Genomic DNA, 23,953 nt, shown 5'->3' with positions numbered 1-23,953 from the left:
CATGACGTCATTCACAACACCGGATTCCTTCACCACGCGCCCCACCCTGCAGGGTTCCTTCGGGATGAGCGCCTCGACCCACTGGCTGGCAACGGCGTCAGCACAGGCGGTCCTGGAGCGCGGCGGCAACGCCTTCGATGCCGCGGTTGCCGGGGCGTTTGTGCTCCACATCGTGGAGCCCCACCTCAACGGACCCGGCGGCGACATGACCGGCGTCTTCGCGACGGCGGAGAACCCGTCCAAGCCCGTTGTCCTGATGGGCCAGGGGCCGGCACCGGCTGCCGCAACCCGCGAGCACTACCTCGCCGAGGGCCTGGAACTGGTGCCCGGCGCCGGTGCGCTGGCCGCCGCCGTTCCCGCCGCCGTCGACGCCTGGCTTCTGCTGCTGCGTGACCACGGAACCTGGGAACTGGGTGACGTCCTGGCTTTCGCGATCGGGTACGCCCGGAACGGACACCCGATCGTTGGCCGCGTGGGTGCAACGATCAACGCCGTGAAGGACCTCTTCAATGAGCACTGGCCAACATCGGCGGCCCTGTGGATGCCGGACGGAAAGATTCCGGCTGACGGCGAGGTCGTGAAGAACGAGGCGTACGCGGCTGTCCTCGACAGGCTGGTCGAGGCGGGGTCCCAGTCGCCGTCCCGCGAGGAGCGCATCGACGCCGCCCGCCGGGAATGGCGGACGGGCTTCGTTGCACAGGCCGCCGTGGAATTCATCAAGACCCCGCACCGGCACTCCTCCGGGCAGGATCACGCCGGGGTGATGAGCCTTGAGGACTTCGCCGCGTTCGAGGCTGGATATGAGGAACCCACGACCTTTGAATTCCGCGGGTACACCATCGCCAAGACCGGCCCGTGGGGCCAGGGCCCCGCACTCCTGCAGACTCTCGCCATCCTCGACGGATTCGACGACGATCACCTGGACCCGTCCACGGCCCTCGGCGCGCACACCATACTTGAAGCGCAGAAGCTCGCCATCGCCGATCGCGAGGCCTATTATGGGGACGCATTCGTGCCAATGGACCACCTGCTGTCCGGGGAGTACGCAGCCGAACGCCGTGCGCTGATCGGCGATCAGGCGTCCACCGAATTCCGGCCAGGAACGGTCCCCGGGCACACGCCGTTCACCCCGCCACTGCGGACCGGCTACCGGCCGCCGTCGTTCGCGGGAGAAAGCGGCTTCGCCGGGGTGGGAGAGCCCACAGTTTCCCGCGATGGCGAGACCCGCGGCGACACCTGCCACATCGACGTTGTGGACCAGTGGGGGAATATGGTTTCCGCGACGCCCTCGGGCGGTTGGCTGCAGTCTTCGCCGACCATCCCCGAACTCGGGTTCTGCCTCGGCTCCCGGCTGCAGATGACGTGGCTGGAGGAGGGGGCGCCGTCGTCGTTGGAACCGGGCAAGCGCCCGCGCACTACCCTCACCCCAACCCTGATCCTGAAGGACGGAAAGCCGGTGGTCGCGCTCGGTTCACCCGGCGGTGACCAGCAGGACCAGTGGCAACTGCTCTACATCCTCCGCACCATAGTGGGCGGCTATTCACCGCAGCAGGCCATCGATGCGCCGTCACTGCATACGACGTCGATACCCGGCTCGTTCTTCCCCCGCACCTGGGAGCCCGGCGGCGCCGTTGTCGAGGACCGCCTGGGGGAGGACGTCCTCGCGGACCTCGAAAAGCGCGGACACATCCTCACACGCGCGGGGGACTGGGCACTCGGACGCCTGTCCTGTGTTGTCAGCGACCCATCCACCGGCGTCCTGATGGCCGCCGCGAACCCCCGAGGAGTGCAGGGCTATGCAGCAGGACGCTAGCGGGAACATCCTGAGCATCCGGGACCTTGAAGTCAGCTTCGGCGGTGCGCCGGTGCTGCACAGGGTCAGCTTCGACCTGAAGAAGGGGGAGCGGGTGGCGATCGTCGGTCAGTCCGGCTCAGGAAAGTCGACGACCATCGGCGCCGTCCTCCGGTTGCTGCCGGGCGAGGGGCACATCACCGGCGGATCGATCGTGCTCGGTGAAGGCGGGGACGCACTCGACCTTGCCGGCGCTTCCGAAACGCAGATGCGATCCATCCGCGGCAAGCGCCTCGGCCTCGTGCCACAGGACCCGATGTCCAACCTGAACCCTGCCATGAAGGTCGGCGCGCAGATTGCCGATGCGCTCATGAGCAACGGGCTGCGCGGGCGAGCGGAGGTGAAGCGCAGGGCCGTCGAACTCATGACGGAGGCGGGCATTCCGGACGCGGAGCGCCGTTATGGCCAGTACCCGCACGAGTTCTCCGGCGGCATGCGGCAGCGGGTCCTCATCGCCGTCGCGCTCGCAGGGGAGCCCGACCTGCTGATTGCGGACGAACCGACGTCCGCACTGGATGTGACCGTCCAGCGGCAGATCCTCAACCACCTGCAGACCCTCGTCGACGCACGCGGAACCTCGCTGCTGTTCGTCACCCACGACCTCGGGTTGGCAGCCGACCGCACGGATCGCATCATCGTCATGGCGGAGGGACGGATCGTGGAGGTCGGCACGCCGCGCGAGATCCTGCTGAACCCTCAAGAGGAGTACACACGGAAGCTTGTGGCCGCGGCGCCGTCCGTGACGGCGGCGCTCCAGGTCGATGCGCCTGGATCAAGCGCCGCATCCCCTGCCGGTCCGGCTCCTATTCTCGTAGTGCAGGACCTGTGCAAGGAGTTCGCTCTTCGCGGTCAGCGCGGCGGTACCGTGCGCGCGGTGGACAACGTGTCCTTCAGCGTCAACCGGGGGACCACCACCGCCGTCGTCGGTGAATCCGGGTCAGGGAAGACGACCGTCGCGCGGATCATCCTCGGCCTTGAAACCCCGACGGCCGGGCAAGCGCTGGTGGACGGTAAAAGCATTACAGCCAGCCGCGGCTCCGAACGCCGGGCGCTGCGCGGGATGGTGCAACCCGTGTTCCAGGACCCATACGGTTCCCTGGATCCCACCCACAGCATCGAGCGCCTTATCGATGAGCCGCTGCGCATCTTCAAGGTTGGAGACAAGGGCAGCCGACGACGCCGCGTGGCTGAGTTGCTCGACCAGGTGGCACTCCCGCACTCCCTGGCCCAGCGGCGGCCGAACGAGCTTTCCGGCGGGCAACGGCAGCGTGTTGCCATAGCGCGTGCGCTTGCACTGGAGCCGGAACTTATCATCTGCGACGAGGCTGTCTCAGCACTCGACGTGCTGGTGCAGGACCAGATTCTGGGCCTGCTCGCCGAGCTGCAGGATAGGCTGGGTTTGACCTACTTGTTCATCACCCACGACCTCGCCGTGGTCCGCCAGATCGCCCACAACGTGCTGGTGATGAAATCCGGTTCCGTGGTGGAGGAGGGCAGCGTGGACAAGGTATTCCTTCACCCCGAAGCCCAATACACCGAGGAGTTACTTGAAGCGATTCCCGGGGCAGCGTTTGCAGCCTGAGACTGGGACCGAGCAGCGGGTTTCCAGCGAGGACGCCCCGCCGAAGCAGCGCGTCCAGGATGAAATCCGCAAGGACATCATCCTCGGCACGCTGCCTCCGGGCACCCGCGTGACCGAGACCGCACTTGCCTCCAAGTACGGGATTTCGCGGGTGCCGGTCCGGGAGGCGTTGCGGGCCCTTGAGGCTGAGGGGTTCGTGGAGTCCAAGCCGTACGCCGGGTCCACGGTGTCAAAGATCCCGGTCGACGACGCCGATGACCTCTTCTTCGTGCGTGAAGCACTGGAATCGGCAACTGCCCGGCGGGCAGCACGCCGGGCTGCAGCGCAGTTCGACTCCGGTGCACCGAGCGTCGAGTGGTGGCAGACCCGGAAGGTGCTGGCGGGCGTGCTCGACGAAGGGGACACCGCCGTAGCCCAGAACCGTCTGGAACTGCTGCCGGAACTCAACATGCGGTTCCACCTGGGCGTGGCGGAATTGAGCGGGAGTGCGTCATTGACCGCTCTGCTGCGCCAGATCTCGGGGAAGATCGAGTGGCTCTACGCCACGGACGTGGACACCCGAGGCAAGGAATCCTGGACCGAACACCGGAGCATCATGGCCGCGATCGACGCCGGAAACGCCGCCGAGGCCGAGAAGCTGATGGCCGGCCACGTGCACCAGTCGCGGCAGGGCTACCTGTCCCGGTTCGCCTCCGACCCTGACTGATTCGGACGGTGTCCCGACGCCGTCGACGTCACTCAGCTGAGGGAATGTGAATCCTAGAGGAACGGTCGAAGGGGCGCGAGGATCGCCTCGCTGACGCGGGCGACGATGTGGCGGCTTTCCCACTCCTCGAGGGAGAGTTCGCGGCAGTTGCTGCTGTCGGTCTCGTAGATGCGTTCCATGTTGGCGGCGAGGTCCTTGTCGAACATCTCGATGTTGATCTCGTAGTTTCCGGTCAGGCTGAGCCGGTCGATGTTCGCGGTTCCGACGGTGGACCATTGGCCGTCCACGGTGGCGGTTTTCGCGTGGATCATGGCGTTCTGGTAGAGCAGGATCTTCACCCCATCGCGAAGCAGGGCGGAGTAGAAGCCGCGGGACAGCCAGTCGGAGACCACATGGTTGGAATCCTCGGGAAGGATCACCCGTACGTCCACACCGCGCTTGCTCGCCCGGAGCAGTGCCTCCAGGATCTGCTGGTCCGGAATGAAGTAGGCGGTGGTGATGTAGATGTGGCTGTGCGCCCGGTTGATCGCATCAAGGTAGACGCCGCGGATGGGGAACACCAGGTTCGCGGGAATGTTGTTGACCGCCCGGAGTCGCGGCTCCCAGAATTCGGCGCTGGTTTCAGGCAGCGGGCGGTGACGCTGGGCGGGCGCCGAATTCCAGAACGAAGCGAACGCCTGCCGCAGCTCCCACACGGACTGCCCCTCGATTTTCAGGTGCGTATCGCGCCACTTCGAGGCGTACAGGGAGCCGATGTTGTAGCCGCCGACAAACCCGATGGAATCGTCCACCACCATGATCTTGCGGTGATCGAACCCGGTCCCACGGATGTTCGTGAACAGGATCGATGGACGGATGACCGGGAAGCGGAAGACCTCCACATCCGGGTGGAAGCGGTAAAAAGTTGGCGGGACCACGAGGTTCGCGAACCCGTCGTAGATCACATAGACCTTCACGCCACGGGCGGCCGCCTCGTTCAGGGCCTCCTTGAACTGCCGGCCGATCGCGTCGCCCTTCCAGATGTACGTCTCCAGCATGACGGTGTGCCGGGCGTTCCGGATGGTGGAGAGCATCTCCTCGTAGAGATCGTGCCCGTAGGTGTAGACGGTGGTAGCGGATTGGGCCACTGCCGATTCGAAAATCCCCGGGTGCGGGAAGCCCGGACGCTTGCTGCGCAGCTTCTTCTGCACCGCATCAACCAGCACGATGGCGGCGATCACCAGTGCCTGCGCAGCAGCGAAAGCCATGACACCCCGCATGACGAGGGACCGGGTCAGGGCGAAGAGGTGCAGTCGTCGAAGCGTGCGCATGGCGCTAAGCCTATCGGCAGGGATCCGCGCCGAGCGTCAGCGAGGTGTAGCTCGGCCGGGATCCGCAGAAGTGCCGCTTGTGGGCAGGATCGTGGGAAGTATGCCACGATCGCGCTAACAAACGGCACTTTTGCGTCGAGGGACGGGGCGCGCGCCCGCTATCCGGCCGAAGGCACCTGCGCCGGCGGATTGTGTCCGGGGCAGATCCAGCGCACCGAACCGTTGTCGATCCGGCGCTGAAGTTCAGCCGTGGTCCGTGCTGCCGCCACATTGTCGCTGTTCAGTGCACTGAAGAAGCGTTTGATACCGCCGTCGCGCTCAACCCGGACAGCATCCCCGCTGAACAGAACATCCCCGAACCGGTAGGCGACGTGACCCGGTGTATGCCCGGGCGTTGGAAAGGTGCTGACGCCCTCGAACAGTTCGCGTTCGCCGTCGAGCTCGGTGACCGACTCGGGAAAGCGGGCCGGTATCAGGCGGAACAGGGCGCGGCGCAACCGGGTGGGCGGCGGAACATCGCGTCGCAGGATGGCGGCATCTGCCGCTCCAAGCCAAACCGTTGCACCCAGCTCGCGCTGAAGGCGCCGGACTGACTGGGTGTGGTCGGCGTCGTAATGGGTCAGCAGGATGTGGGTGACTGGCCCGACAATGGGTGCGGCATCGCGTAACTCCTGCAGCACGGCGTCGTGCCCGTTTGCAAGGCCTGGATCAACGACGGCGGTGTGCCCTGCGGCGCGGATCAGGTAGCCGTTGGCTCCCCTGGAGCGCTGCAGTTGGTAGCAGTTCTCGGTGATCGTGCGCATGCCCCTAAGCGTACTGGCTTAGGTCTCAGGGGGGCCGGTAGGCCGGTAGGCGCGTAGCTCAGGCAGTGCCCGACGAGGCCGGTTGTGCGGCCACGGCCACAAGCTCCGCGGCGGCCCCGGTGAGGCGTCGTGGCCCCTGCCAGACAGCGGTCAGGGGGCGCCGGGCCTGCGGATCCTGCAACGGTACGCTCACCAGTTCGCCGCTCGCGAGCTGGCCGGCGAGGGCAAGCCTGCTGAGCACAGCCGGTCCAGCCCCGGATGCGACAGCCACCCGCACCGCAGCGTTGCTGCCGAGCACCTGCAGCGGCTCAACCGGTTGTAGGCCGGCAAGGATCTCCTGCAGGGCCTCGCGGGTCCCTGACCCTTGTTCGCGCACCACCAGCGCGGTCTGGGACAGTTCCTCAAGGCTCACCCCGCCGGCGCGGCCGGACCAGTCATGCCCGGGGGCGACCACCACCACGAGTTCATCCTGCTGCACCATCATCGAGTTCAGCCGATCCGGCACGTGCGGCGTCTCGACGAAACCTACCTGAAGCGATCCGTTGCGGACTTCCTCCAGCACCTGCGCGGAATTGAGGACGCGCAGGTCCACGCGCACCGGACCCACCTGCCGCCGCAGCCCGGTCAGCCAGGCGGGCAGCAGATGCTCAGCGATCGTCATGCTGGCACCGATCTTCAGTTCCGGCGCCTCCGTGCTCCCCGCTTCCCGCACCCAGTCATTGAATCGACCCGCGGAATCGAGGACAGCACGCGACTGTTCGGCGAACAGCAGCCCTGTTGCCGTGGGCGTCGAGCCGCGCGGACTCCGGTTGAGAAGCGCCGTTCCTATGGACAGTTCCAGCTCCGCGACGAGCCGACTCGCATTGGGCTGCGCAAGACCCACCTTCCGGGCACCGGCGCCCACGCTTCCCTCGTCGACGACGGCGACGAACAGCTCCAGCGCTCTGAGGTTCGGCCACCGCTCACTCATATGGAAAGCATATGCCTGCATGCGAAATCGACGGCTACCGGACCGGCGCACCCGATGAAAGCATCGAAGCAATGTATACGTACGCTCGAGCGAGCCGCCTCCGCAGCCACGCACCCGGACTGCTGCTCTGCGCAGCGGCAGTGGTGATCGCGTTGAGCGTGCAGCTGCTACTGCCGGGCGTCAGTCCGCTGATCATCGCGATCGTACTGGGCATCGTCGTCACCAATTCGGTGACGCTTCCGGCGTCGACGGCGCCGGGTCTCGCCGTCGCGTCCCGACGGTTACTGCGGCTGGGCATCGTGTTCCTGGGCCTGCAGCTTGTGCTGGACGACATCCTCTCACTCGGCGCGCCCATGCTGGCAGTTGTCGTCTGCGTTGTGTTCGGCGGAATCTTCGGCACACTCCTCATGGGCGGGCTGCTCCGGATGCGCCCCGCGCAGGTCCTGCTGATCGCCTGCGGCTTCTCCATCTGCGGTGCCGCCGCCGTGGCGGCTGTTGAGGGCGCCAGCGACGCCGAGGAAGAGGACGTTGTCACCGCCGTCGCACTCGTGGTCATCTTCGGGACGCTTCTGATTCCCCTGATTCCGCTGGCGGGACAACTGCTCGGCCTGGGGCCGGAACTCACCGGGCTGTGGGCGGGCGCGTCCGTCCACGAAGTCGCGCAGGTGGTCGCAGCCGGAGGGTTGATCGGCGGCGGCGCCCTGAGCGCGGCTGTCCTGGTGAAGCTCGCCCGCGTCCTTCTGCTCGCCCCCGTGGTAACCGTCCTGAGCGTTCGGCAGCGTGTCCGTCAGCGCCGGTCCGGCGCAGCAGGTTTGCACGCCGCCCGCCCGCCGATTGTCCCGCTGTTCATTCTCGGATTTCTGGCCATGGTTGCCGCTCGTTCGTTCCTTGACGTGCCGGGCACCGTGCTGGTTTTCGGAAACCTGGCACAGACTGCCCTGCTGTCCGCGGCGATGTTCGCGCTGGGCTGCGGAGTACGGATGGCCAACCTTCGGCGGGTCGGCCCGCGCCCGTTCATCCTTGCTGCTGCTTCAACCCTCCTGGTCGCTGCTATCGCGCTCGCCGGAATCGGTCTGGTCCAGCGCTAGTCGTCCTCGCGCTTCTCGCGTTCCTTTGCCTCGTCTTCCGCCTGGTCCCGCGCTTCTTCGGCCTCTTCCTCGGAGCGTTCGCTGTCCTCTTCATCGCCATCCGCCCGGTCATCGGGTGTGACCTGCTTCGGCGGTGACACGGGAGGATCGGAGTCGATCGGCGCGGAGGTCGGCCAGACCGACGGCGTTGGGCCAGGCTTGATGGGAACGGTCTCCGCTTGTTCCACCGGTCGGATGGAGGTCACAAAGGAATCGATGCTCGCCTCGATCCGATCCGCGCGGCCCGCCGTCACGGCCCCCGAGGCGGCTGCCGCCTGCACATCCGCCTTCAGCGCCGCGGCCTCTTCCAGTGCCCGCTCCGTCTGGCCATCCTGCGTGAGGGTGGCCAGCGTCCGCACCTGTTGCTGGAACGACTCCGCAACGTCCGGCTCCATTGACGTCGGGCCTCCGCAGGCGCCGAGGCCGGGCAGGGCAATCGCCAGCAGGAGCACCCACCGGTGTGGTCTCATGGCTGCACACTTTCGTAGAGTTCGGACAGACGCTCGCCGGGCTCTCCCGGCACCGATGGCAACGGCTCGGGCTGCGACGCCTGCCCAAGAAGGTTCACCAGGACCACCGCCGCGGCCACCAGGACAAGAACGACGACGACGGCGCCCGCCAGCAGCGCGCGCCGCTTACGGCCCGCGCGGGGAGCCTTCGCCGTCGAGGCGCCCCGATCCGGCTTGTTCGTGAGTCCCGGTGCCGACGGGGCCTGCCGTTTCGGCTGCTCCTTTGGATGGACCGCAGGTTCGGCTGCAGCCGGGTCCGGCCGGTCGTCGTCGTTGACACCCAGCACGAAGTTTCGGCGGGTCGGTTCCGGGACCGGTTGGGCGATCACGGTTGCAGGGCGCCCTTCGGAGAGCAGCCGCTCACGTTTGGCGACCATCAGTTGGGCGACTTCGGCGGATGTCGGGCGTTCAATGGGATCGCCTGCGGTCATCCGGGCGATCAGGCGCCGCCAGGCGGGGTTGACCGAGGGCGGGATCTCGGGGGAGCGGTGCAGCCGGGCGAGGGCCGTTTCGAGCCCTCGGCCCGGGAAGGCTGTCTCTCCCGTCAGGCACTCCAGGAGCACCAGGCCCAGGGAGTAGACGTCGCTGGCGGGACTCACCGTGTCACCGCGCGCCTGCTCGGGGCTGAAGTAGGCGGCGGTACCGATGGTTTCCCCGGTGGCCGTCAGCCGGGCGCTGTCCGCCCGGCGCGCGATCCCGAAATCGGTCAGCACGTAGCCGAACTGGCCGGAATGGGGATCCGCGTCACGGGTGAGAATGTTGGAGGGTTTAACGTCCCGGTGGGTGATTCCGCGGCCATGCACGTAGGCCAGCGTGCGGGCGACATCGTGCCCTATGGTTCGCGCCTGCTCAAGCGCCAGAGGTCCCGCATACAACAGGTGGTGCAGGTCCGGCCCGTCAATGAGGTCCATGACCACCCAGCCGAACTGTGCGGAACGGCCGACGTCGTGCACCTTTACCAGGCCTGGATGATCCAGGCTCGCAAGAAGCTGGGCTTCGGTGCGCTCACGGTCCGACAGGCGGCCCTCGGAATGGCTGCGGAAAAGTTTGACGGCGACCTCGCGGTCAAGGAGCAAATCGTGGCAGCGGCGTACTTCGGCCATCCCGCCGGCACCGAGGAGGTCGCCCACCTCGTATCGGCCGTCGCCGAGGATCTGTCCGCCAGCGTCTCCGGGTAAGCCCGGAATACCGGTGGATTCGGGCTGCAAAGAGTTCGCGACCGGTGCCCGGCCCGGCGGAGGGGGAAGCTGCATTGGGCACCTCCTCAAGCGCTCGCCGTCGTCGTACTTCCATGAAAGCTCACGCCGCCCTGCTACTCAAGGCATCCGCCCGAGTTCTCACGACATTCTCATCCGGCAGCGCATGGAAAAACGCACATTGCACTTCGAAGGGCCACTTATAACCGCGAGATCGCCGGCAAAACGGTTATAAGTGGCCCCTCGATGAGGACTGAATCAGCCCATGAAGCCGCCCAGCTTGCCCATGAGGTCCTGCGGGTTGATTCCGAGCTTGCTCAGCAGGCCGGAATCGCGGTCAGTGTCCACCTGGTCGGGGAGCTCCTTGTCCGCCTGGTCGGCCTTGTCGTTATCGCCCTGGTTCTTCAGGAGGTCGATGATCTGCTGCTTGTCGATGTTCATGGTTTCTCCTTGTTGTGTTGGGTTAGCGGAGTTGTGTTGGGTTAGCGGAAGCGCGGAGCGTCCGGTTCGTCCGGCCGGTTTACCTGCGTGCTGCCTGAGGCGTCGTGAGTTTGGGTGCGTGCTTTCGCTTCATGAGCGGCGCCCTTTAGCTGTTCAGATGCCGACGGCGATGATTGGGCTTCCGCCTTCATCCTTGGCGCTTCCGCCTCGGCCCTGTTGAGGTAGTGCTCCCAGCGCTGCGACATCGGCTTGATCAGCCCGCCGCCCACGCCGACGACAATGACGCCGACAATCGCTGTGAGGACCGCGATGAGGATCGGTGTGGTCACCGTCGTCGCAATTTCCACCTGGTTCAGGGCCGCGATGATGCCGATGCCCAGAATGAAGATACTCGCGATGTTCGCCAGGATCTTCCCGTAGGAAAGGCCGCCCAGGGAGCCCTGGATCAGGCTCTTGACTCCTGCGGCAATCGCGGCGCTGATGATCACGATGATGATCGCAACGATGATCTTCGGCAGGAAGGCGATGATTCCTTCGAGCAGGTCGCTGACCGGGTTGGGCCCGAACACTCCGAAAGCAAACTGGAGGACGAACAGGACCAGCGCGTAGTAGACGATTTTGGCGATGATGTCACTGGCATCCAGCGACGACTTGGCGAGGGCCTTCTTTACTCCGCCCCGCTCCACGAGCCGGTCGAAACCGACGCGCTCAAGCAGCTTGTCCAGCGCCTTGGAGATCGCCTTGGCCACCAGGAGCCCGACGATCAGTATGACGAGGAACAACAGCAGTTTGGGCACGAAATCTATGACTGACGCGAGCCCGTTTCTCAGTGTTTCTTCCATCGGAACCTCCATTTGCTTGGCTGCACGAAGTTGTCCGGTCGGCGAAGCGTGTGGGGCCGCGCCGCACTGCACGGTTCAACAGTAGGCACAAAGGGGGCGAATGGGAAGCATACTTATCTTTTTAGGTGGAGGTCGGCGCACACGTTGTCGCTCGGACAATCAACTCCGGCTGCACCAGTTCCGGAGCCGAGTCCAGTTCAGGGTCGCTGATCTGGCGCAGCAGGTGCGCAACCGCCCGCCGTCCTGTCTCCTCGAAGGACTGCCGCACCGTAGTCAACGGGGGATTGCTGTAGGCGGCGAGCGCGATGTCATCGATGCCCACCACGGAGACGTCCTCCGGCACGCGACGGCCCAGTTCGGTGAGCGCGCGGATCAAACCGAATGCCATCTCGTCGCTCGCCACGAGGACCGCCGTGACCTCCGGCATCCGCCCGAGGAACAGGCCGTTCCGGTAGCCGGCTTCCGGTGTCCAGTCGCCGTGGAGCTCGGGCGGAACGTCGCGGCCGGCGTCCTCAAGGGCCTGCTTCCAGCCGATCACCCGGGTGGCGGAGTCGGACCACTCCGAAGGGCCTGCCAGGTGCCACACCGTCCGGTGCCCGAGGTTCAGGAGGTGTTCCGTTGCCAGGCGTGCGGCGATCGCCTGGTCAACAGCGACGACGTCGGCGGCGGAGGTCCGCGAACCGTCCACCACCACCGTGGGTACGCGCCGCGTCAGCTGCTCCAGCGGCTCATCGACGTCGATGAGCGGAACCGCGATGACGAGTCCGTCCACGCCCTGATCCACCAGGCGCGAGATGGAGGCGCCGATCGCGGGGGAGGCGAGTGACGCCGTCGTCGACGTGTTGACGGTGTAGCCGGATCGTCTGGCCTCGTGCTCAATCCCCAGGGCGAGAGAAGCGCGTGAGTAGAAGCTGGTGGCGAGGGTGACCACGCCGAGGGTTTTGCTCCGTCCTGTCACGAGTGCCCGCGCAGTGTTGTTCCTCCGGTAACCGAGCTTGTTGGCGGCAGCAAGTACGCGCGCGCGGGTATCCGGCTGCACGTGCGGATGGTTGCTGAGTACGCGCGAAACAGTCTGCGCCGAGACCTGGGCAGCCTGGGCGACCTCGCGCATCGACGGGGGGCGGCGGGTCTCGATGGGCATGGTGCTTCCTCCGGGCGATGTTACTGACGGTACCTGTAACATCGTAACTTCCCGGGATGCGAGCGAAAGTCCCGTTGAGCTCCCGTGCTGTTATCCGTAACATGAAGGAGTGACCCTGCTGCAGAATGCCTCTCCCATCCGAACCGAACCCGCGGGTGCTGCGCTGACGTTCGCCGATTCCCAACTTGCCCGGCGCGGAAAGCCGCACCGTATCCTTGCTGGTTCCGTCCACTACTTCCGTGTCCATCCGGACCAATGGCGCGACCGCCTGGAAAAACTGAAAGCACTCGGGCTGAACACCGTAGACACCTATGTGGCGTGGAACTTCCACCAGCGCAAGCCCGGGCCCACCGACTTCACGGGCTGGCGGGACCTCGGTGCGTTCATTGACCTTGCGGCGGAGCTTGGGCTGGACGTCATTGTGCGTCCCGGGCCGTACATCTGCGCCGAGTGGGATAACGGCGGATTCCCAGCCTGGCTCACCGGCGTTCCGGGTATCTCGCTGCGATCGAGCGACAGGCGATACCTCGAGCCCCTCGCCGACTGGTTCGATGAGCTGATGCCCATCATCGAACAACGGCAGGCCGCTCATGGGGGCCCGGTGGTGGCGGTGCAACTCGAGAACGAGTACGGCAGCTACGGTGATGACACCGCGTACCTCGCCTGGCTGCGCGATGCGCTGACATCCCGCGGAATCGACGAGCTCATCTACACCGCGGACGGCCCAACCGAACTCATGCTCGACGGCGGAACCCTCGAGGGCACCATGGCGGCCGCGACGTTCGGCAGCGGTGCGCAGGACGCCGCCGAGCTCCTCCGCACCCGCCGCAACTCAGAACCGTTCCTGTGCGCTGAATTCTGGAACGGCTGGTTTGACCACTGGGGCGAAAAACACCACACGCGCACGCCCGAAAGCGCGGCGTCCGGCGTCGCGGAAATCCTGGCCGAGAACGGTTCCGTCAGCCTTTACATGGCGCATGGCGGCAGCAACTTCGGCCTCTGGGCTGGAGCAAACCATGCCGACGGCGTGCTTCAGCCCACGGTGCAGAGCTACGATTCCGACGCCCCCATCGCCGAAGACGGCACACTCACGGAGAAGTTCCACGCGATCCGCGCGGTGCTGCGCAACCAGGAGAATGACGACGACGGCGCGCTGCCGGCTGCTGCACTGCCCGAAGCTGTGCGCCGGTTGGCTCCCGCACGGCTGGCGATGAACCACCGCGCGGGCCTGCTTGAGACGATGCGGGGACTCGCGGCACCGGTCCGCTCGGCAGCACCGCTCACCTTCGAGGAGCTGGGCCTTGATGCAGGCCTGGTTCTCTACCGGTCCACGCCGATACTTCCGCGCGGCGAATCACGTATCAGTGTTTTGGGCCTGCATGACAGGGCCCAGGTCTTCCTCGATGGGAATCCGGTGGGAGTGCTGGACCGCGGGACCGGGGCAGGCGGACTCGCCGTCGTCGGGCAGGGAAAGCGCGTGACGCTCGAAATCCTGGTCGAGAATCAAGGCCGCATCAACTACGGGCCGTACCTAGGCGAGCATAAAGGCATCCTGCAGGGAGTGACCGTTGGGCGCCGGTTGATCCATGGCTGGGAGCAGATTGCCATTGACCTTGAGGGATTCAACCCGGCAAGCCTGGCTGAGGTTTCAGTCGACGTCAGCGACACCGGCTTCTTCGAGACTTCCTTCGAATGTGCGGATCCTGCGGACACCTTCCTCGCGCTTCCGGGATTCGTGAAGGGGTTCGTCTGGATCAACGGATTCCTCCTCGGGCGCTATTGGGAGGTTGGGCCGCAAGCAACGTACTACGTTCCCTGCCCGCTGCTGCAGGCCGGGCTCAACCGGGTTCTAGTCCTGGAGCTTGAGCAGGCCGGGGCGCACGCGGAGCTGCGGGACGAACCGGACCTTGGCTCGAGCGAAGAGTACATCGAGTCGTTCTGACTGTCGCCAATCCTGCTGCATCCTCTTGTGTGACGTGTCCAACAGTGGAATAGTGATTCATGTTATCCATAACACTGCCGCTCTGGGGACCCGAAGGCGGGCGCGGCAGGAGTCCAGCGGACCAGCAAGAGGAGAAAGATGAGCAGCTCATCACAGCGCCTGCGGCGTGCGGGCAGCCTGTCAGTGATCGGGGTGGTGGCGGCGTCGGCCCTCACCCCACTGGCAGCACTACCCGCCGCCGCACAGGAGGCCGGGAACACACAGATCATCGCGTCGGGGGAACTGGCAGTAACCGTTTCTTCGGAATTTCCGCAGGTTGTCTCGTACGAGCACCTGGCGACCGACGCCGTTCTGGGCGGCAACGCCGACACCCTCGAAGCCGTGACCATCAACGGGCAGGCCCAGCCGGCCGACGTCGTCGTGCAGGAGGATGGCGACGCCGCCGTCAACTACACCCTGACTTTCCCAGGCATCGAAGGTGCTGAACTTGACGCGCGGATCAGCGTAGAGGAAAGCGTTGTGACCTTTGAGGTCACCGGCATCACCGACGGTTCGGATACCGAAATCCGCACTATCCAGATTCCCGGCCACGAGTTGGTGAGTGTTTCCTCGGCGCAGAGCGGCTCACAGGTTTCCACGGCCAACATTTCGGTGGATCGGGCAGTCAGCGGTGACACCTTCACGCCGGTCACTGACGCAACGCCGATCGACGCCCAGCCGAAGGGATCCGCCTTCGCTATCGCCAACACGTCGGAGCTTGCAGCGGCGCTGGAATCCAACTCGCTGTATGACACATCCTCCGGTCCGGGCTTCCGCGACCAGGGCCGCTTCTGGCGGCAGGCGGAGCAGGACGGGGAGAACGTCCGCATGGGCATCTCCAGCGGCCAGTGGCTGTACCGCGCCAATGAGTCCACCGAGACCGAAGAGCTTCCCTGGACCAGGATCGCCATCACCCCGGACGCGAATGACGACGGCGCGGTTGACTGGCAGGATGGCGCTATCGCCCTGCGGAACAACATCGCAGTGATGCCCTTCAAGGGTGAGCAGGTCCCCGACAAGGTGGTCCACCGCATCCCCTTCAACTTTGCATCGCAGGCCACGCACCCGTTCCTGCGCACCCTGGATGACACGAAACGCATTGCTCTTGCTACCGACGGTCTGGGCCAGAGCGCACTGCTGAAGGGCTTCGGCAGTGAGGGCCATGACTCCGCGAACACCGACTTCGCGGACAATTACAACACCCGAGCGGGCGGGCTCGAGGATCTGAACAAGCTCCTCGAGGAGGGCGAGAAGTGGAACGCCTCCTTCGGTGTCCACATCAACCAGACCGAGGCCTACCCGGAATCCCTGTTCTTTGACACTGGGATGTTTGATCCGAATGCCAAGGGATGGAACTGGCTGGACCAGTCCTACTACATCGACCAGCGCCAGGACATCCTCTCGGGCTACCTTGCAGAGCGGATGGGGAAGTTCCGCGACCAGACACACGAAAACCTCGACTGGGTCTACGTTGACGTCTTCTACCAGTTCGGCTGGCTCGCCGACCGCATGCAGGACGAACTGATCAAAAACGGCTTCCGGGTCTCCTCCGAGTGGTCCGACAAACTGTTCCGCAATAACACCTGGGCGCACTGGGCCACGGATGAGAACTACGGCGGTTCCACCAACAAGGGCGTGAACTCGAACATCATCCGGTTCGTGCAGAATTCGCACAAGGACACCTGGAACCCGCACCCGCTGCTCGGCAACGCGAACATCGTGGAGTGGGAAGGCTGGACCGGAGAGAACAATTACGAGGCGTTCTACGAGAACATCTGGGTAAAGAACCTTCCCGCCAAGTTCCTGCAGCAGGAGAAAATCCTGAAGTGGGAGCAGAACCGGATTGACCTCACCGGCAACCTCTCGGTGTCCGGCACCTCGGCCGAGGACCGGATCATCACCGTAGGCGGCGCAGAGGTGCTCCGCGGAGACACCTACCTCCTCCCGTGGGCCAGTGATGGGGACGAATCGAAGCAGCAGAAGCTGTACCACTACAACCCGGCCGGCGGCACCACCACGTGGAAGCTTCCGGACACTTTCCGCCAGAGCGGAGCCTACAAACTGTTCAAGCTCACTGACAATGGCCGCGTTGAGGTTGCAGCTCCGAAGGTGACCAAGGGTGAAGTAACCATCGAGGCCGAAGCCGGACAGCCGTACGTGCTGGTGCACGACAAGCGCCCCGTACTGCCGCGCAATGCTGAATTCGGTGAGGGTACGCCGATTCAGGATCCAGGATTCAACGCCGCGAACCTTGACGCCTGGAGCCCGCAGGGTTCGGTGGAGATCGAACGCAATGATCTTGGCCACCGCTACGCCGTGCTCGGCGCGGGTGCTTCCTCGATCAGCCAGAAGCTTGGCAAGCTCGACGCCGGCACCTACTCCGTGAGTGCCTGGGTGGAGATTGAGCCGGGCAAGGAGCGGGAGACAACGCTTTCCATCGAGGGCGGTGTGGAACCGGCAACCGAGACGGTGAGCAGCTCCGGAGCGGAGAACTTCATCGCCGCGGATGAGAAGCACGGCACCCACTTCCAGCGCCTGCGGGTTCTGATCGATGTTCCCGAGCGCGGTGCGGCTCCCAAGCTCACCATTCAAGCTGCCGACGGCGAAGCGCCCGTGCGCGTGGATGACATCCGCGTGAACAAGACTGAGCGGGTTCCCACCGAAGGTGTGCTGGCCGAGGACTTCGAGAACGTGGACCAGGGCTGGGGCCCCTTCGTGAAGGGCAACGCCGGGGGAGCGAATGATCCGAGGACGCATCTGTCCGAACTGAACGCCCCGTACACCCAGAAGGGGTGGAACGGTAAGGCAGTTGACGATGCGATCGACGGCAAGTGGTCGCTGAAGGCGCACGAGGAGAACCGCGGCCCCGGCGGCGGTCCCGGCCTTGTGTACCGTACGTCGAACTACACGGTGCCGATGACTCCGGGCCATGAGTACCGGGTGTCCTTCGACTACCAGAACGCCCTGGCCGACCAGTACAACTGGGTCGGCGGGTATGACGGGACGAACGGTGTTGTGCAGACCCAGTCGCAGGCCCTTCCACAGGCGCTTGAGACCACGCGGTTTGAGCACACCATCGTAGCCGGTGGTTGTGGCGAGGCGTGGGTTGGCCTGGAGCGCTCCGGCGGCTCAGGGGGTGCGGACTTCATCCTGGACAACCTGCTCGTGGAGGATCTCGGTCCGGCCGAGGCCATCCCCGCCTGTGCGCAGCTTTCCGTTGACATGGTCCCGGATGTGGTGACCCAGAACGCCGAGAACGAGTTCACCACGACCTTCACGTCGGACGAACCGGCAGTCATCAACGACGTGGCCGTGAACCTCGACCTTCCCGAGGGCTGGACCGCGGAGGCGGAGACGCCGAATACCGCCGCCACTCTGGCGCCGGGCGCTTCGCTGACCACGAAGTGGCAGGTCACCGCCCCGGCGAGTGCCGACGGAAACTACACCATCGGTTCCGACGCAACCTACACCACAACCAGCGAACCCGTCGGGGAACGCACGGCACGTGGCGAAGTGAGCGTGTATACGCTGCCGCAGGCGCCAACGGAAACCGTGTTCGCCAGCGACCACCAGTGGGTGAGCGCCTCCAACGGGTGGGGACCGGTTGAGCGCGATCTCTCCAATGGCGATCAGGGTACCGGCGACGGTACGCCGCTGACCCTCAACGGCACCGCCTACGAGAAGGGCCTCGGTGCGCACGCTGCGAGCGACATCGAGTATTTCGTTGGTGGCCAGTGCACCCGCTTCACCGCCGATGTCGGTGTTGATGACGCTCAGCCGACACGCGGAACCATCCAGTTCGAGGTGTGGGCAGACGGGCGGCGACTCACGCAGACCCCGGTCATGCGTCCGGACAGCCAGACGATTGAGCTCGACGTCGACCTGACCGGTGCCCGGTACGTCAATCTCATCGTGGGCAACGCCGGAGACGGCGTTGGCAACGATCACGGTGACTGGGCAGATGCGCAGTTCCACTGTGGATAGGAAACGCCGCTAGATCGTCAGTCGGCTGATCCATGGTTGAGGCCCCGCACCATTACAGTGCGGGGCCTCAATCGTGTCCGGACTTTCCGTCGTGTGTCCACTGCCGGCCCCCCATCCAAGCGAGACTGCTGCACTCAACCCGCGGATCCGTTTCCTCCGCGCGTTCGCCGCGGTTTCCGCACATCTTCGTATGCGCGGAGTCAACGGTTCCGTTGGAAAGGTGCAACGTGTGAAAGTCGGGGCCTACGGGTGACGAGTCCCGACGCCGCGCAAGACGGCGCGGTAGCCGTCGCGGTACGTCGGGTAGGTGAACTCGAAACCGCTGCGCTGCAGCAGCGAACTGTCGCAGCGCTTGCCGGTCGCGGGCTGCAGGGCTGAGTCGTCGTCGTCGTGCTCGTGCCGGAAAGGAAGCCCGAGCTCGTCCGCAAGGAAGCGGTGAACGTCGGCAAGGAGCGCGGGTTCGCAGTCGCTTCCCAGATACGCGGGCGCCGGAATCTCAAGGCGTGCGAGGTGCACGATGGCGGCGGCGGCGTCGTCGCGGTGAATCCGGTTGGTCCAATGCGGCGCGGACTTCAGAGCGGCGCCGGAACGTACCTGGTCGATCAGCCGCGTGCGGCCCGGCCCGTAGATCCCCGAGAGACGCAGCAGTACCGTCTGCGGAGCCCGGTCGGTGAGCATCGTCTCGGTCTCACGGAGGATCTTGCCGGTGGGAGTCGCGGGCTCGGGGAGCGCCGATTCATCGATCCACGCGCCGTCGTCGTTCCCGTAGACAGCGGTGGAGGACACGAAGATGATCCGACGCGGCTTCACGCCGTCACGCTCGAAGGCGTTCAGCAGGTTGACCGCACCGTCGTAGTACGTCGAGCGGTAGGCAGCCTCTGTGCGACCGCCTGCTGTCAGGGCGATTACGACGACGTCGGTCGCCTCCGGGAGTGCGGGCAGGGGACGCGTCAGGTCCACCGCGGCACCATCGATCTCAGGAGGAAGTTTCTCCGGGGAGCGCCGCCACCCCACCACGCGGTGCCCCGAGGCGGCAAAGTTAAGCCCGGTCTGCGTGCCGAGATCTCCGCAACCGGCAATCAGAATGGTCATTCCCCGAGCTTCCCATACACACAGGTCAGAGAAGGGGAACGTCCCGGGGCCGGCGGCCTCTCACGACGATGATCACCACGAAAGCAATGAGGGCCAGCGCGCTTACGGCGTACAGCACCTTTCCCCATGGAGCATGGTCGCCGCCACTGATTCCGAACGTGTCCGCAAGGCTCATGCCATGGGTGAACGAGGCGGACCAGTAGGAAGGAGTACCCATCACTACAAGCAGCAGGTGCGGGATAATCACGTTCAGCGGGCGTGCGTCCGGCCGCCGCAGGACGACAATCAGAACAAGGACGGCGAGCAGCGGCCCAACAGCAGCCCAAATAATCACGCCGGTGGGTTCCAGCGGCTCATTGGCCCCGGCTGCCGCGGCGTGGATCTCCTCCAGCGTCATCCCCGGCATGGCGGCGAGCGGATTCCATACGGTTATCTGCAGCAGCCCCACCACCGCGTAAGCGGCCAGCACCAGCACTCCGATAATCCCCGCAAACCATATATGGCCACGCCTTTGATTCCCCATAGCCCAACACTACGTGTGGGCTTCCCACGCGTAGTGAGCGAAACGGACACGGGACCGAGGAGAGTGGGCTGCGGGGAGGGAAATGTCGCCCACCCCGGTCCGGGTTGCTCCCGGCTCAGTGAAAGCCGGGCATGCCAGACTTGGCCCATGGCCTCCAGGTTGCTCATCATCGCGGACACCCACCTGCCCAAGCGGGCCCGCCGCCTGCCTCCGGTTCTCTGGACGGAAGCGGAGGCCGCCGACGTCGTCATCCATGCCGGCGACTGGGTGAGCACCGAACTCCTCGAGGAATTTGAGCGGCGGACGCGGAAGGTCATCGGCGTCTACGGAAATAACGACGGCGCGGACCTGCAGGCCCGCCTGCCCGAGATCGCGCGGGCAGAGCTGGAAGGCGTACGGTTCGCCGTCATCCACGAAACGGGCTCCGCCGCAGGCCGGGAGAAGCGCATGGATGACCTGTTCGACGACGTCGACATCCTGGTCTTCGGGCACAGCCACATCCCGTGGGACACCCTCACACTGGGCGGCATGCGGCTGCTCAACCCGGGCTCGCCCACCGACCGGCGCAGGCAACCGCACTGCACCTACCTGACGGCCGTTGCGCGGGACGGCGTGCTGGGGGAAGTGCAGCTGAAGAACGTCACAGCCCGGTAACTCCTTGGGCTGCTCCTTTTGGTCAGCCTGCTTAGTTGGTAGGAATGAATGAAGAAACTTCCCGAATTTCCGAAGGAGAACCACGTGGAAACCCCTCATGCACCCAAGCCCAAGGCGGCGCGCCTCGCGGCAGTCGCCGTCGTCGCGTCCCTCGCCCTTGCCGGTTGCACAGCAACCGATGAGCCCGCCGAAGAATCCAGTTCTCCAGCGGCGGAGACGGGCCAGACGGGTAGTGACGCCGTCGATACTCCGGCCGCGACGGTCGCCGACATCCCCGGAATCATCGACGACGTCCAGCCCTCAGTGGTGACGATCTTCCTGGAAAGCGGCGGCCTCGGGAGCGGCGTGATCTATACCGAGGACGGGCTCATCCTCACCAACGAGCATGTGGTGCGCGGGGCCGAGGAAGTGCAGGTGGCTTTCGCTGATGGCCAGCGCGTGACCGGCACGGTGGTCGCGACCGACGTCGTTACCGACCTCGCTCTCGTACAGGCGGACCGCACCGGGCTGCCGGCCGCCGAGTTCCAGACCGAACTGCCCGAGGTGGGGGAGCTGGCGATTGTGATCGGCAGCCCGCTCGGCTTCGAGAACACCGCAACGGCGGGCATCATTTCCGGCCTGCACCGCGAGATCCCGGGATCCGCGACCAACAGCCAGTCACTGGTGGATCTCGTCCAGACCGACGCCGCGATCAGCCCCGGCAATTCCGGCGGCGCAGTGGTGAACGGGGAGGGGCAGGTTGTCGGCATCAGCGAGGCCTATATCCCGCCGCAGGCAGGCGCCGTGTCCCTCGGTTTCGCGATCCCGGCGGGTACCGCCGTCGAAGTCGCGGAGGAACTGCTGGAGGACGGCACCGCCGAGCACGCGTTCCTCGGCCTGGCCCCGCGCACTGTGACGCCGCAGATCGCCCAACAGCTGGGGCTCGACGTCGAACAGGGCGTGGCAGTGCTCGCGGTGGAGGAGGGCAGCCCCGCAGCGGAAGCCGGCATCGAGACCGGGGACATCATGGTCTCCCTGGACGGCGAGCCGCTCGCCAGCTCAGAGCAATTGCTGGCGGCGCTCCGCGGGTTCAACCCGGGCGAAACCGTAACAGCGGAAGTGCTGCGTGAGGGTGAGACGGTGGAAGTCGAAATTACCCTCGGCGAACGTCCCGTAGAGGAGGGCTGATCCTCATTGACCAGCCCTCCGGCGTGAGGTGCTGCGGTTCAGCATGAAGGAAAGGACGAACGCGAGGATGGCGGCGGCGAAGAGCACGAACTTCGCCGTCGTCAGGAAGCTGGCAAGCGAAACTTCTGAAGCCGTCATTTCAACTGAGGCGAACATTGCCTCGATTGCGAAGTTCTCAGCGATATCCGTTGCCGCATAGAGGACAGCGACGGCATAGAAGATCCACCGCAGCCCGCTGCCCCCGCTGAAGCGCTGAACCAGCAGAATGATCAGGGCCGCGAAGGCCACAGGGAAGAGGAGGTCCCACAGGTAGTGCACGCTCTGGTAGCGCTCAATGACGGGGGCGCTCAACAGATCGCGGACCGCCTGGGCGTAGTCGGCGTCGTACCCTCCCACCATTGTGTCCGGAACCTGGACTCCGATGGCGCGCTCCACGGACTGCAACTGCAACCAGCCAAGTGCCAGTGTTGCTGCCGAAACCACACCGGCCGCGATGATGCCCAGCGTACGACGACGGTGGGCCTTATGCCCGCGCTGTGCATCGTCCGCGCTGAACCTTCGCTTGTCCGCTCTCATTTCGCTCATATCTCCCATTCTTAACTGATAAGCAGGCTGACTGATCTCACGATTCGGTTACATTCGCTCGCTGCGCCCGCCGGGACGCCCACAGGATCACGCATACGCCGGCAAGCAGTGAACCGGCCCCGCCGGCAGCCATATCGCCAATCGTGTCCACATAACCGACGTGGATGGACGAGGAAATGAAGGCGTTCCCGAACCACTCCAGGAACTCCCACAGCACCGCAATGGTGAAGCCGAACGCCAGCGTCAGCGTGATGAGGCGCCAACGGTTCCGCAGGCCGCTGCCGTCAACCATGGGATGAACAATGTCGGCCCGGTCAAGCAGGAAGCATGCCATCGCCGCGCACGCGCCTGTAGTCAGCAGGTGCACGGGAATGTCCCACCAGGAGATCTGCGCATACCAGCCAGCGACGCCGCTCCACGCGGCTACGAGGACGGTGGCGCTGAAGGCAAGGTCGAAGCCACCGGGCACCCGGGCAATGCGCGGCACCAACAGGAGGACAAACACCACCACGAACCGGATGATCTCGGTGATGTCCCACCAGATGGCTGAGGCAAAACAGCTCAGCAGGGCCGCCGCCCGGACAACATCTGCCAGGCGGCGGCCTTTCCTGCTCACGGGATGCGCCGCGTTGTCAGCGCTCACAACATCCCCCAAACTCGCTTCGCTCGCTCGGGGACCTGAGCGTTGTCAGCTGTCTGCATCAACGGAGGTGTCCACTTCACTGGCGACGATGTAGTTCTCGCCGTCATAGTCGGCGTACGCGTCGTCCTCCAAATCCAGTCCGGTTTCTTCCTCGACCGTCGGAAGATCGAATGACTCCATCACGGTGCCAGTAACGGACACCGTCAGGCCCGGCTCCACTTCGGTCATCTCGCCCTCGGTGACCACCAGGAGCGCCTCTACGGTGGTGTCATCGGTGCCGGCAATCGTGAATGAGGTGTCCGAGACGATCTCGTTGACGTCAGCCGATACGGTCACTTCCTCACCGATGTAGCTGGAGTAGGCGTCGTGGAACTCGGAATCAAGCGCACCGTTGTAGGGTGCAACCTCCTCGTCCTCGTCCACTACGTCCTCCACGTCTGCGCCTTCCTCAGTGCCGGAGGTGCTGTTGCAACCCACGAGGCTCAGTGTGGCCAATGGGATGAGGCCCGCGAGTGCCAGAGTTCGGGTCCGTGACATGTGCTTGCGCGTGTTCATACCGGTCTCCTCTTCGGTTGACTGTCGCTCCGTACGCAGCGTTCCTGCTGTGTGGTTTCCGCGGCGCACTATTGACGCTAAGCATGCTTGGCATCCGCTTCAACCCGGCGTGATCGGCCTGTGATCGAGTGATCGATGGAGAAACGCAGGGGTGCTTTTCCGGGGAAACTGCGGATCCACACCATTGCGGGGAACGACGACGACGGCGGGTCCCGGCGCTGTGATCCGCGCCACTGGGGATCGTTATTTCCGCGTTACCGGCGCACGGCGGCGCACCGCAGCGCGGCTCG

General features: G+C 65.2%; 21 protein-coding genes. 8 read left to right on the top strand and 13 right to left on the bottom strand.

Annotated features, from left to right (window positions below; genetic code table 11):
- Position 1 precedes the first annotated feature (1 nt).
- From ACX80C_RS15555 to ACX80C_RS15545, 3 genes are read left to right on the top strand one after another with little or no spacing between them, the layout of a single operon-like run.
- Positions 2-1,813 (top strand): gamma-glutamyltransferase family protein, encoded by a 1,812-nt coding sequence (locus ACX80C_RS15555; RefSeq protein WP_459327359.1) that lies wholly within the window; start codon positions 2-4, stop codon positions 1,811-1,813.
- Positions 1,797-3,434, top strand: a complete 1,638-nt coding sequence (locus ACX80C_RS15550; RefSeq protein WP_459327358.1) for a dipeptide ABC transporter ATP-binding protein — start codon at positions 1,797-1,799, stop codon at positions 3,432-3,434. The genes ACX80C_RS15555 and ACX80C_RS15550 overlap by 17 nt, the downstream gene beginning before the upstream one ends.
- The gene (locus ACX80C_RS15545) at positions 3,400-4,140 is read left to right on the top strand and encodes a GntR family transcriptional regulator (RefSeq protein WP_459327357.1); all 741 of its coding nucleotides are present in this window, start codon (positions 3,400-3,402) and stop codon (positions 4,138-4,140) included. The genes ACX80C_RS15550 and ACX80C_RS15545 overlap by 35 nt, the downstream gene beginning before the upstream one ends.
- A gap of 53 nt (positions 4,141-4,193) precedes the next feature.
- Here the strand turns inward: ACX80C_RS15545 and ACX80C_RS15540 are convergent, their stop codons facing one another.
- From ACX80C_RS15540 to ACX80C_RS15530, 3 genes are all read right to left on the bottom strand, one after another.
- Positions 4,194-5,450, bottom strand: a complete 1,257-nt coding sequence (locus ACX80C_RS15540; protein ID WP_459327356.1) for a phospholipase D-like domain-containing protein — start codon at positions 5,448-5,450, stop codon at positions 4,194-4,196.
- Positions 5,451-5,608: 158 nt separating this feature from the next.
- Positions 5,609-6,253, bottom strand: coding sequence for an MBL fold metallo-hydrolase (locus ACX80C_RS15535; RefSeq protein WP_459327355.1), 645 nt, complete (start codon positions 6,251-6,253; stop codon positions 5,609-5,611).
- Positions 6,254-6,311: 58 nt separating this feature from the next.
- Positions 6,312-7,223, bottom strand: coding sequence for a LysR substrate-binding domain-containing protein (locus ACX80C_RS15530; protein ID WP_459327354.1), 912 nt, complete (start codon positions 7,221-7,223; stop codon positions 6,312-6,314).
- Positions 7,224-7,234: 11 nt separating this feature from the next.
- Between ACX80C_RS15530 and ACX80C_RS15525 the strand changes: the two genes are divergently transcribed.
- A complete protein-coding gene (locus tag ACX80C_RS15525) occupies positions 7,235-8,311 on the top strand; it encodes a YeiH family protein (RefSeq protein WP_459327353.1) in 1,077 nt (358 codons plus the stop codon).
- Here the strand turns inward: ACX80C_RS15525 and ACX80C_RS15520 are convergent.
- From ACX80C_RS15520 to ACX80C_RS15500, 5 genes are all read right to left on the bottom strand, one after another.
- A complete protein-coding gene (locus ACX80C_RS15520) occupies positions 8,308-8,820 on the bottom strand; it encodes a hypothetical protein (protein WP_459327352.1) in 513 nt (170 codons plus the stop codon). The genes ACX80C_RS15525 and ACX80C_RS15520 overlap by 4 nt on opposite strands.
- On the bottom strand, positions 8,817-10,112 hold the full coding sequence (locus ACX80C_RS15515) for a serine/threonine-protein kinase (protein ID WP_459327351.1): 1,296 nt from the start codon (positions 10,110-10,112) through the stop codon (positions 8,817-8,819). The genes ACX80C_RS15520 and ACX80C_RS15515 overlap by 4 nt, the downstream gene beginning before the upstream one ends.
- Positions 10,113-10,313: 201 nt before the next feature.
- The gene (locus ACX80C_RS15510) at positions 10,314-10,496 is read right to left on the bottom strand and encodes a hypothetical protein (RefSeq protein ID WP_167991491.1); all 183 of its coding nucleotides are present in this window, start codon (positions 10,494-10,496) and stop codon (positions 10,314-10,316) included.
- Between the two features lie 41 nt (positions 10,497-10,537).
- Positions 10,538-11,338, bottom strand: coding sequence for a membrane protein (locus tag ACX80C_RS15505; RefSeq protein WP_459327350.1), 801 nt, complete (start codon positions 11,336-11,338; stop codon positions 10,538-10,540).
- Between the two features lie 121 nt (positions 11,339-11,459).
- Complete coding sequence (locus tag ACX80C_RS15500) at positions 11,460-12,479, bottom strand: LacI family DNA-binding transcriptional regulator (RefSeq protein WP_459327349.1); 1,020 nt, start codon at positions 12,477-12,479, stop codon at positions 11,460-11,462.
- Positions 12,480-12,588: 109 nt separating this feature from the next.
- Here ACX80C_RS15500 and ACX80C_RS15495 point away from each other — a divergent pair, with 109 nt between their 5' ends.
- The gene (locus ACX80C_RS15495) at positions 12,589-14,421 is read left to right on the top strand and encodes a glycoside hydrolase family 35 protein (protein WP_459327348.1); all 1,833 of its coding nucleotides are present in this window, start codon (positions 12,589-12,591) and stop codon (positions 14,419-14,421) included.
- Positions 14,422-14,559: 138 nt separating this feature from the next.
- Positions 14,560-18,444, top strand: coding sequence for an endo-alpha-N-acetylgalactosaminidase family protein (locus tag ACX80C_RS15490; RefSeq protein ID WP_459327347.1), 3,885 nt, complete (start codon positions 14,560-14,562; stop codon positions 18,442-18,444).
- A 243-nt stretch (positions 18,445-18,687) separates the two neighbouring features.
- On the opposite strand, the gene ACX80C_RS15485 is transcribed toward ACX80C_RS15490, so the two are convergent.
- Both ACX80C_RS15485 and ACX80C_RS15480 read right to left on the bottom strand, forming a co-directional pair.
- A complete protein-coding gene (locus tag ACX80C_RS15485; RefSeq protein ID WP_459327346.1) occupies positions 18,688-19,536 on the bottom strand; it encodes an NAD-dependent epimerase/dehydratase family protein in 849 nt (282 codons plus the stop codon).
- A 25-nt stretch (positions 19,537-19,561) separates the two neighbouring features.
- Positions 19,562-20,059 carry a hypothetical protein gene (locus ACX80C_RS15480; protein ID WP_459327345.1) on the bottom strand — a complete coding sequence of 166 codons (498 nt, stop codon included), beginning with the start codon at positions 20,057-20,059 and terminating at the stop codon, positions 19,562-19,564.
- A gap of 147 nt (positions 20,060-20,206) precedes the next feature.
- Here ACX80C_RS15480 and ACX80C_RS15475 point away from each other — a divergent pair, with 147 nt between their 5' ends.
- Together ACX80C_RS15475 and ACX80C_RS15470 are read left to right on the top strand one after the other, a co-directional pair.
- Positions 20,207-20,713: a metallophosphoesterase family protein gene (locus ACX80C_RS15475; RefSeq protein ID WP_459327344.1), complete on the top strand. Its 507-nt coding sequence runs from the start codon at positions 20,207-20,209 to the stop codon at positions 20,711-20,713.
- 84 nt (positions 20,714-20,797) lie between these two features.
- On the top strand, positions 20,798-21,880 hold the full coding sequence (locus ACX80C_RS15470) for a S1C family serine protease (RefSeq protein ID WP_459327343.1): 1,083 nt from the start codon (positions 20,798-20,800) through the stop codon (positions 21,878-21,880).
- Positions 21,881-21,883: 3 nt separating this feature from the next.
- Here ACX80C_RS15470 and ACX80C_RS15465 read toward each other — a convergent pair whose 3' ends face one another.
- From ACX80C_RS15465 to ACX80C_RS15455, 3 genes are read right to left on the bottom strand one after another with little or no spacing between them, the layout of a single operon-like run.
- Positions 21,884-22,465, bottom strand: coding sequence for a hypothetical protein (locus tag ACX80C_RS15465; protein WP_459327342.1), 582 nt, complete (start codon positions 22,463-22,465; stop codon positions 21,884-21,886).
- A 37-nt stretch (positions 22,466-22,502) separates the two neighbouring features.
- Positions 22,503-23,108, bottom strand: a complete 606-nt coding sequence (locus ACX80C_RS15460; RefSeq protein ID WP_459327341.1) for a hypothetical protein — start codon at positions 23,106-23,108, stop codon at positions 22,503-22,505.
- A gap of 45 nt (positions 23,109-23,153) precedes the next feature.
- Positions 23,154-23,663 carry a hypothetical protein gene (locus ACX80C_RS15455; RefSeq protein WP_459327340.1) on the bottom strand — a complete coding sequence of 170 codons (510 nt, stop codon included), beginning with the start codon at positions 23,661-23,663 and terminating at the stop codon, positions 23,154-23,156.
- Positions 23,664-23,953: the final 290 nt, after the last annotated feature.

It is taken from the genome of Arthrobacter tecti (assembly GCF_054511355.1).
The sequence above is the reverse complement of the archived record's forward strand: the minus strand, read 5'-3'. Positions and strand labels throughout refer to the sequence as shown.

What these genes read in the sequence shown, in the direction of transcription:
- ACX80C_RS15490 (WP_459327347.1), top strand. Translation starts at nt 14,560, where the DNA reads ATGAGCAGCTCATCACAGCGCCTGCGGCGTGCGGGCAGCCTGTCAGTG.
- ACX80C_RS15505 (WP_459327350.1), bottom strand. Translation starts at nt 11,338, where the DNA reads ATGGAAGAAACACTGAGAAACGGGCTCGCGTCAGTCATAGATTTCGTG.
- ACX80C_RS15480 (WP_459327345.1), bottom strand. Translation starts at nt 20,059, where the DNA reads ATGGGGAATCAAAGGCGTGGCCATATATGGTTTGCGGGGATTATCGGA.
- ACX80C_RS15525 (WP_459327353.1), top strand. Translation starts at nt 7,235, where the DNA reads ATGCCTGCATGCGAAATCGACGGCTACCGGACCGGCGCACCCGATGAA.
- ACX80C_RS15535 (WP_459327355.1), bottom strand. Translation starts at nt 6,253, where the DNA reads ATGCGCACGATCACCGAGAACTGCTACCAACTGCAGCGCTCCAGGGGA.
- ACX80C_RS15550 (WP_459327358.1), top strand. Translation starts at nt 1,797, where the DNA reads ATGCAGCAGGACGCTAGCGGGAACATCCTGAGCATCCGGGACCTTGAA.
- ACX80C_RS15500 (WP_459327349.1), bottom strand. Translation starts at nt 12,479, where the DNA reads ATGCCCATCGAGACCCGCCGCCCCCCGTCGATGCGCGAGGTCGCCCAG.
- ACX80C_RS15510 (WP_167991491.1), bottom strand. Translation starts at nt 10,496, where the DNA reads ATGAACATCGACAAGCAGCAGATCATCGACCTCCTGAAGAACCAGGGC.
- ACX80C_RS15555 (WP_459327359.1), top strand. Translation starts at nt 2, where the DNA reads ATGACGTCATTCACAACACCGGATTCCTTCACCACGCGCCCCACCCTG.
- ACX80C_RS15520 (WP_459327352.1), bottom strand. Translation starts at nt 8,820, where the DNA reads ATGAGACCACACCGGTGGGTGCTCCTGCTGGCGATTGCCCTGCCCGGC.
- ACX80C_RS15530 (WP_459327354.1), bottom strand. Translation starts at nt 7,223, where the DNA reads ATGAGTGAGCGGTGGCCGAACCTCAGAGCGCTGGAGCTGTTCGTCGCC.
- ACX80C_RS15515 (WP_459327351.1), bottom strand. Translation starts at nt 10,112, where the DNA reads ATGCAGCTTCCCCCTCCGCCGGGCCGGGCACCGGTCGCGAACTCTTTG.
- ACX80C_RS15455 (WP_459327340.1), bottom strand. Translation starts at nt 23,663, where the DNA reads ATGAACACGCGCAAGCACATGTCACGGACCCGAACTCTGGCACTCGCG.
- ACX80C_RS15540 (WP_459327356.1), bottom strand. Translation starts at nt 5,450, where the DNA reads ATGCGCACGCTTCGACGACTGCACCTCTTCGCCCTGACCCGGTCCCTC.
- ACX80C_RS15465 (WP_459327342.1), bottom strand. Translation starts at nt 22,465, where the DNA reads ATGAGCGAAATGAGAGCGGACAAGCGAAGGTTCAGCGCGGACGATGCA.
- ACX80C_RS15475 (WP_459327344.1), top strand. Translation starts at nt 20,207, where the DNA reads ATGGCCTCCAGGTTGCTCATCATCGCGGACACCCACCTGCCCAAGCGG.
- ACX80C_RS15485 (WP_459327346.1), bottom strand. Translation starts at nt 19,536, where the DNA reads ATGACCATTCTGATTGCCGGTTGCGGAGATCTCGGCACGCAGACCGGG.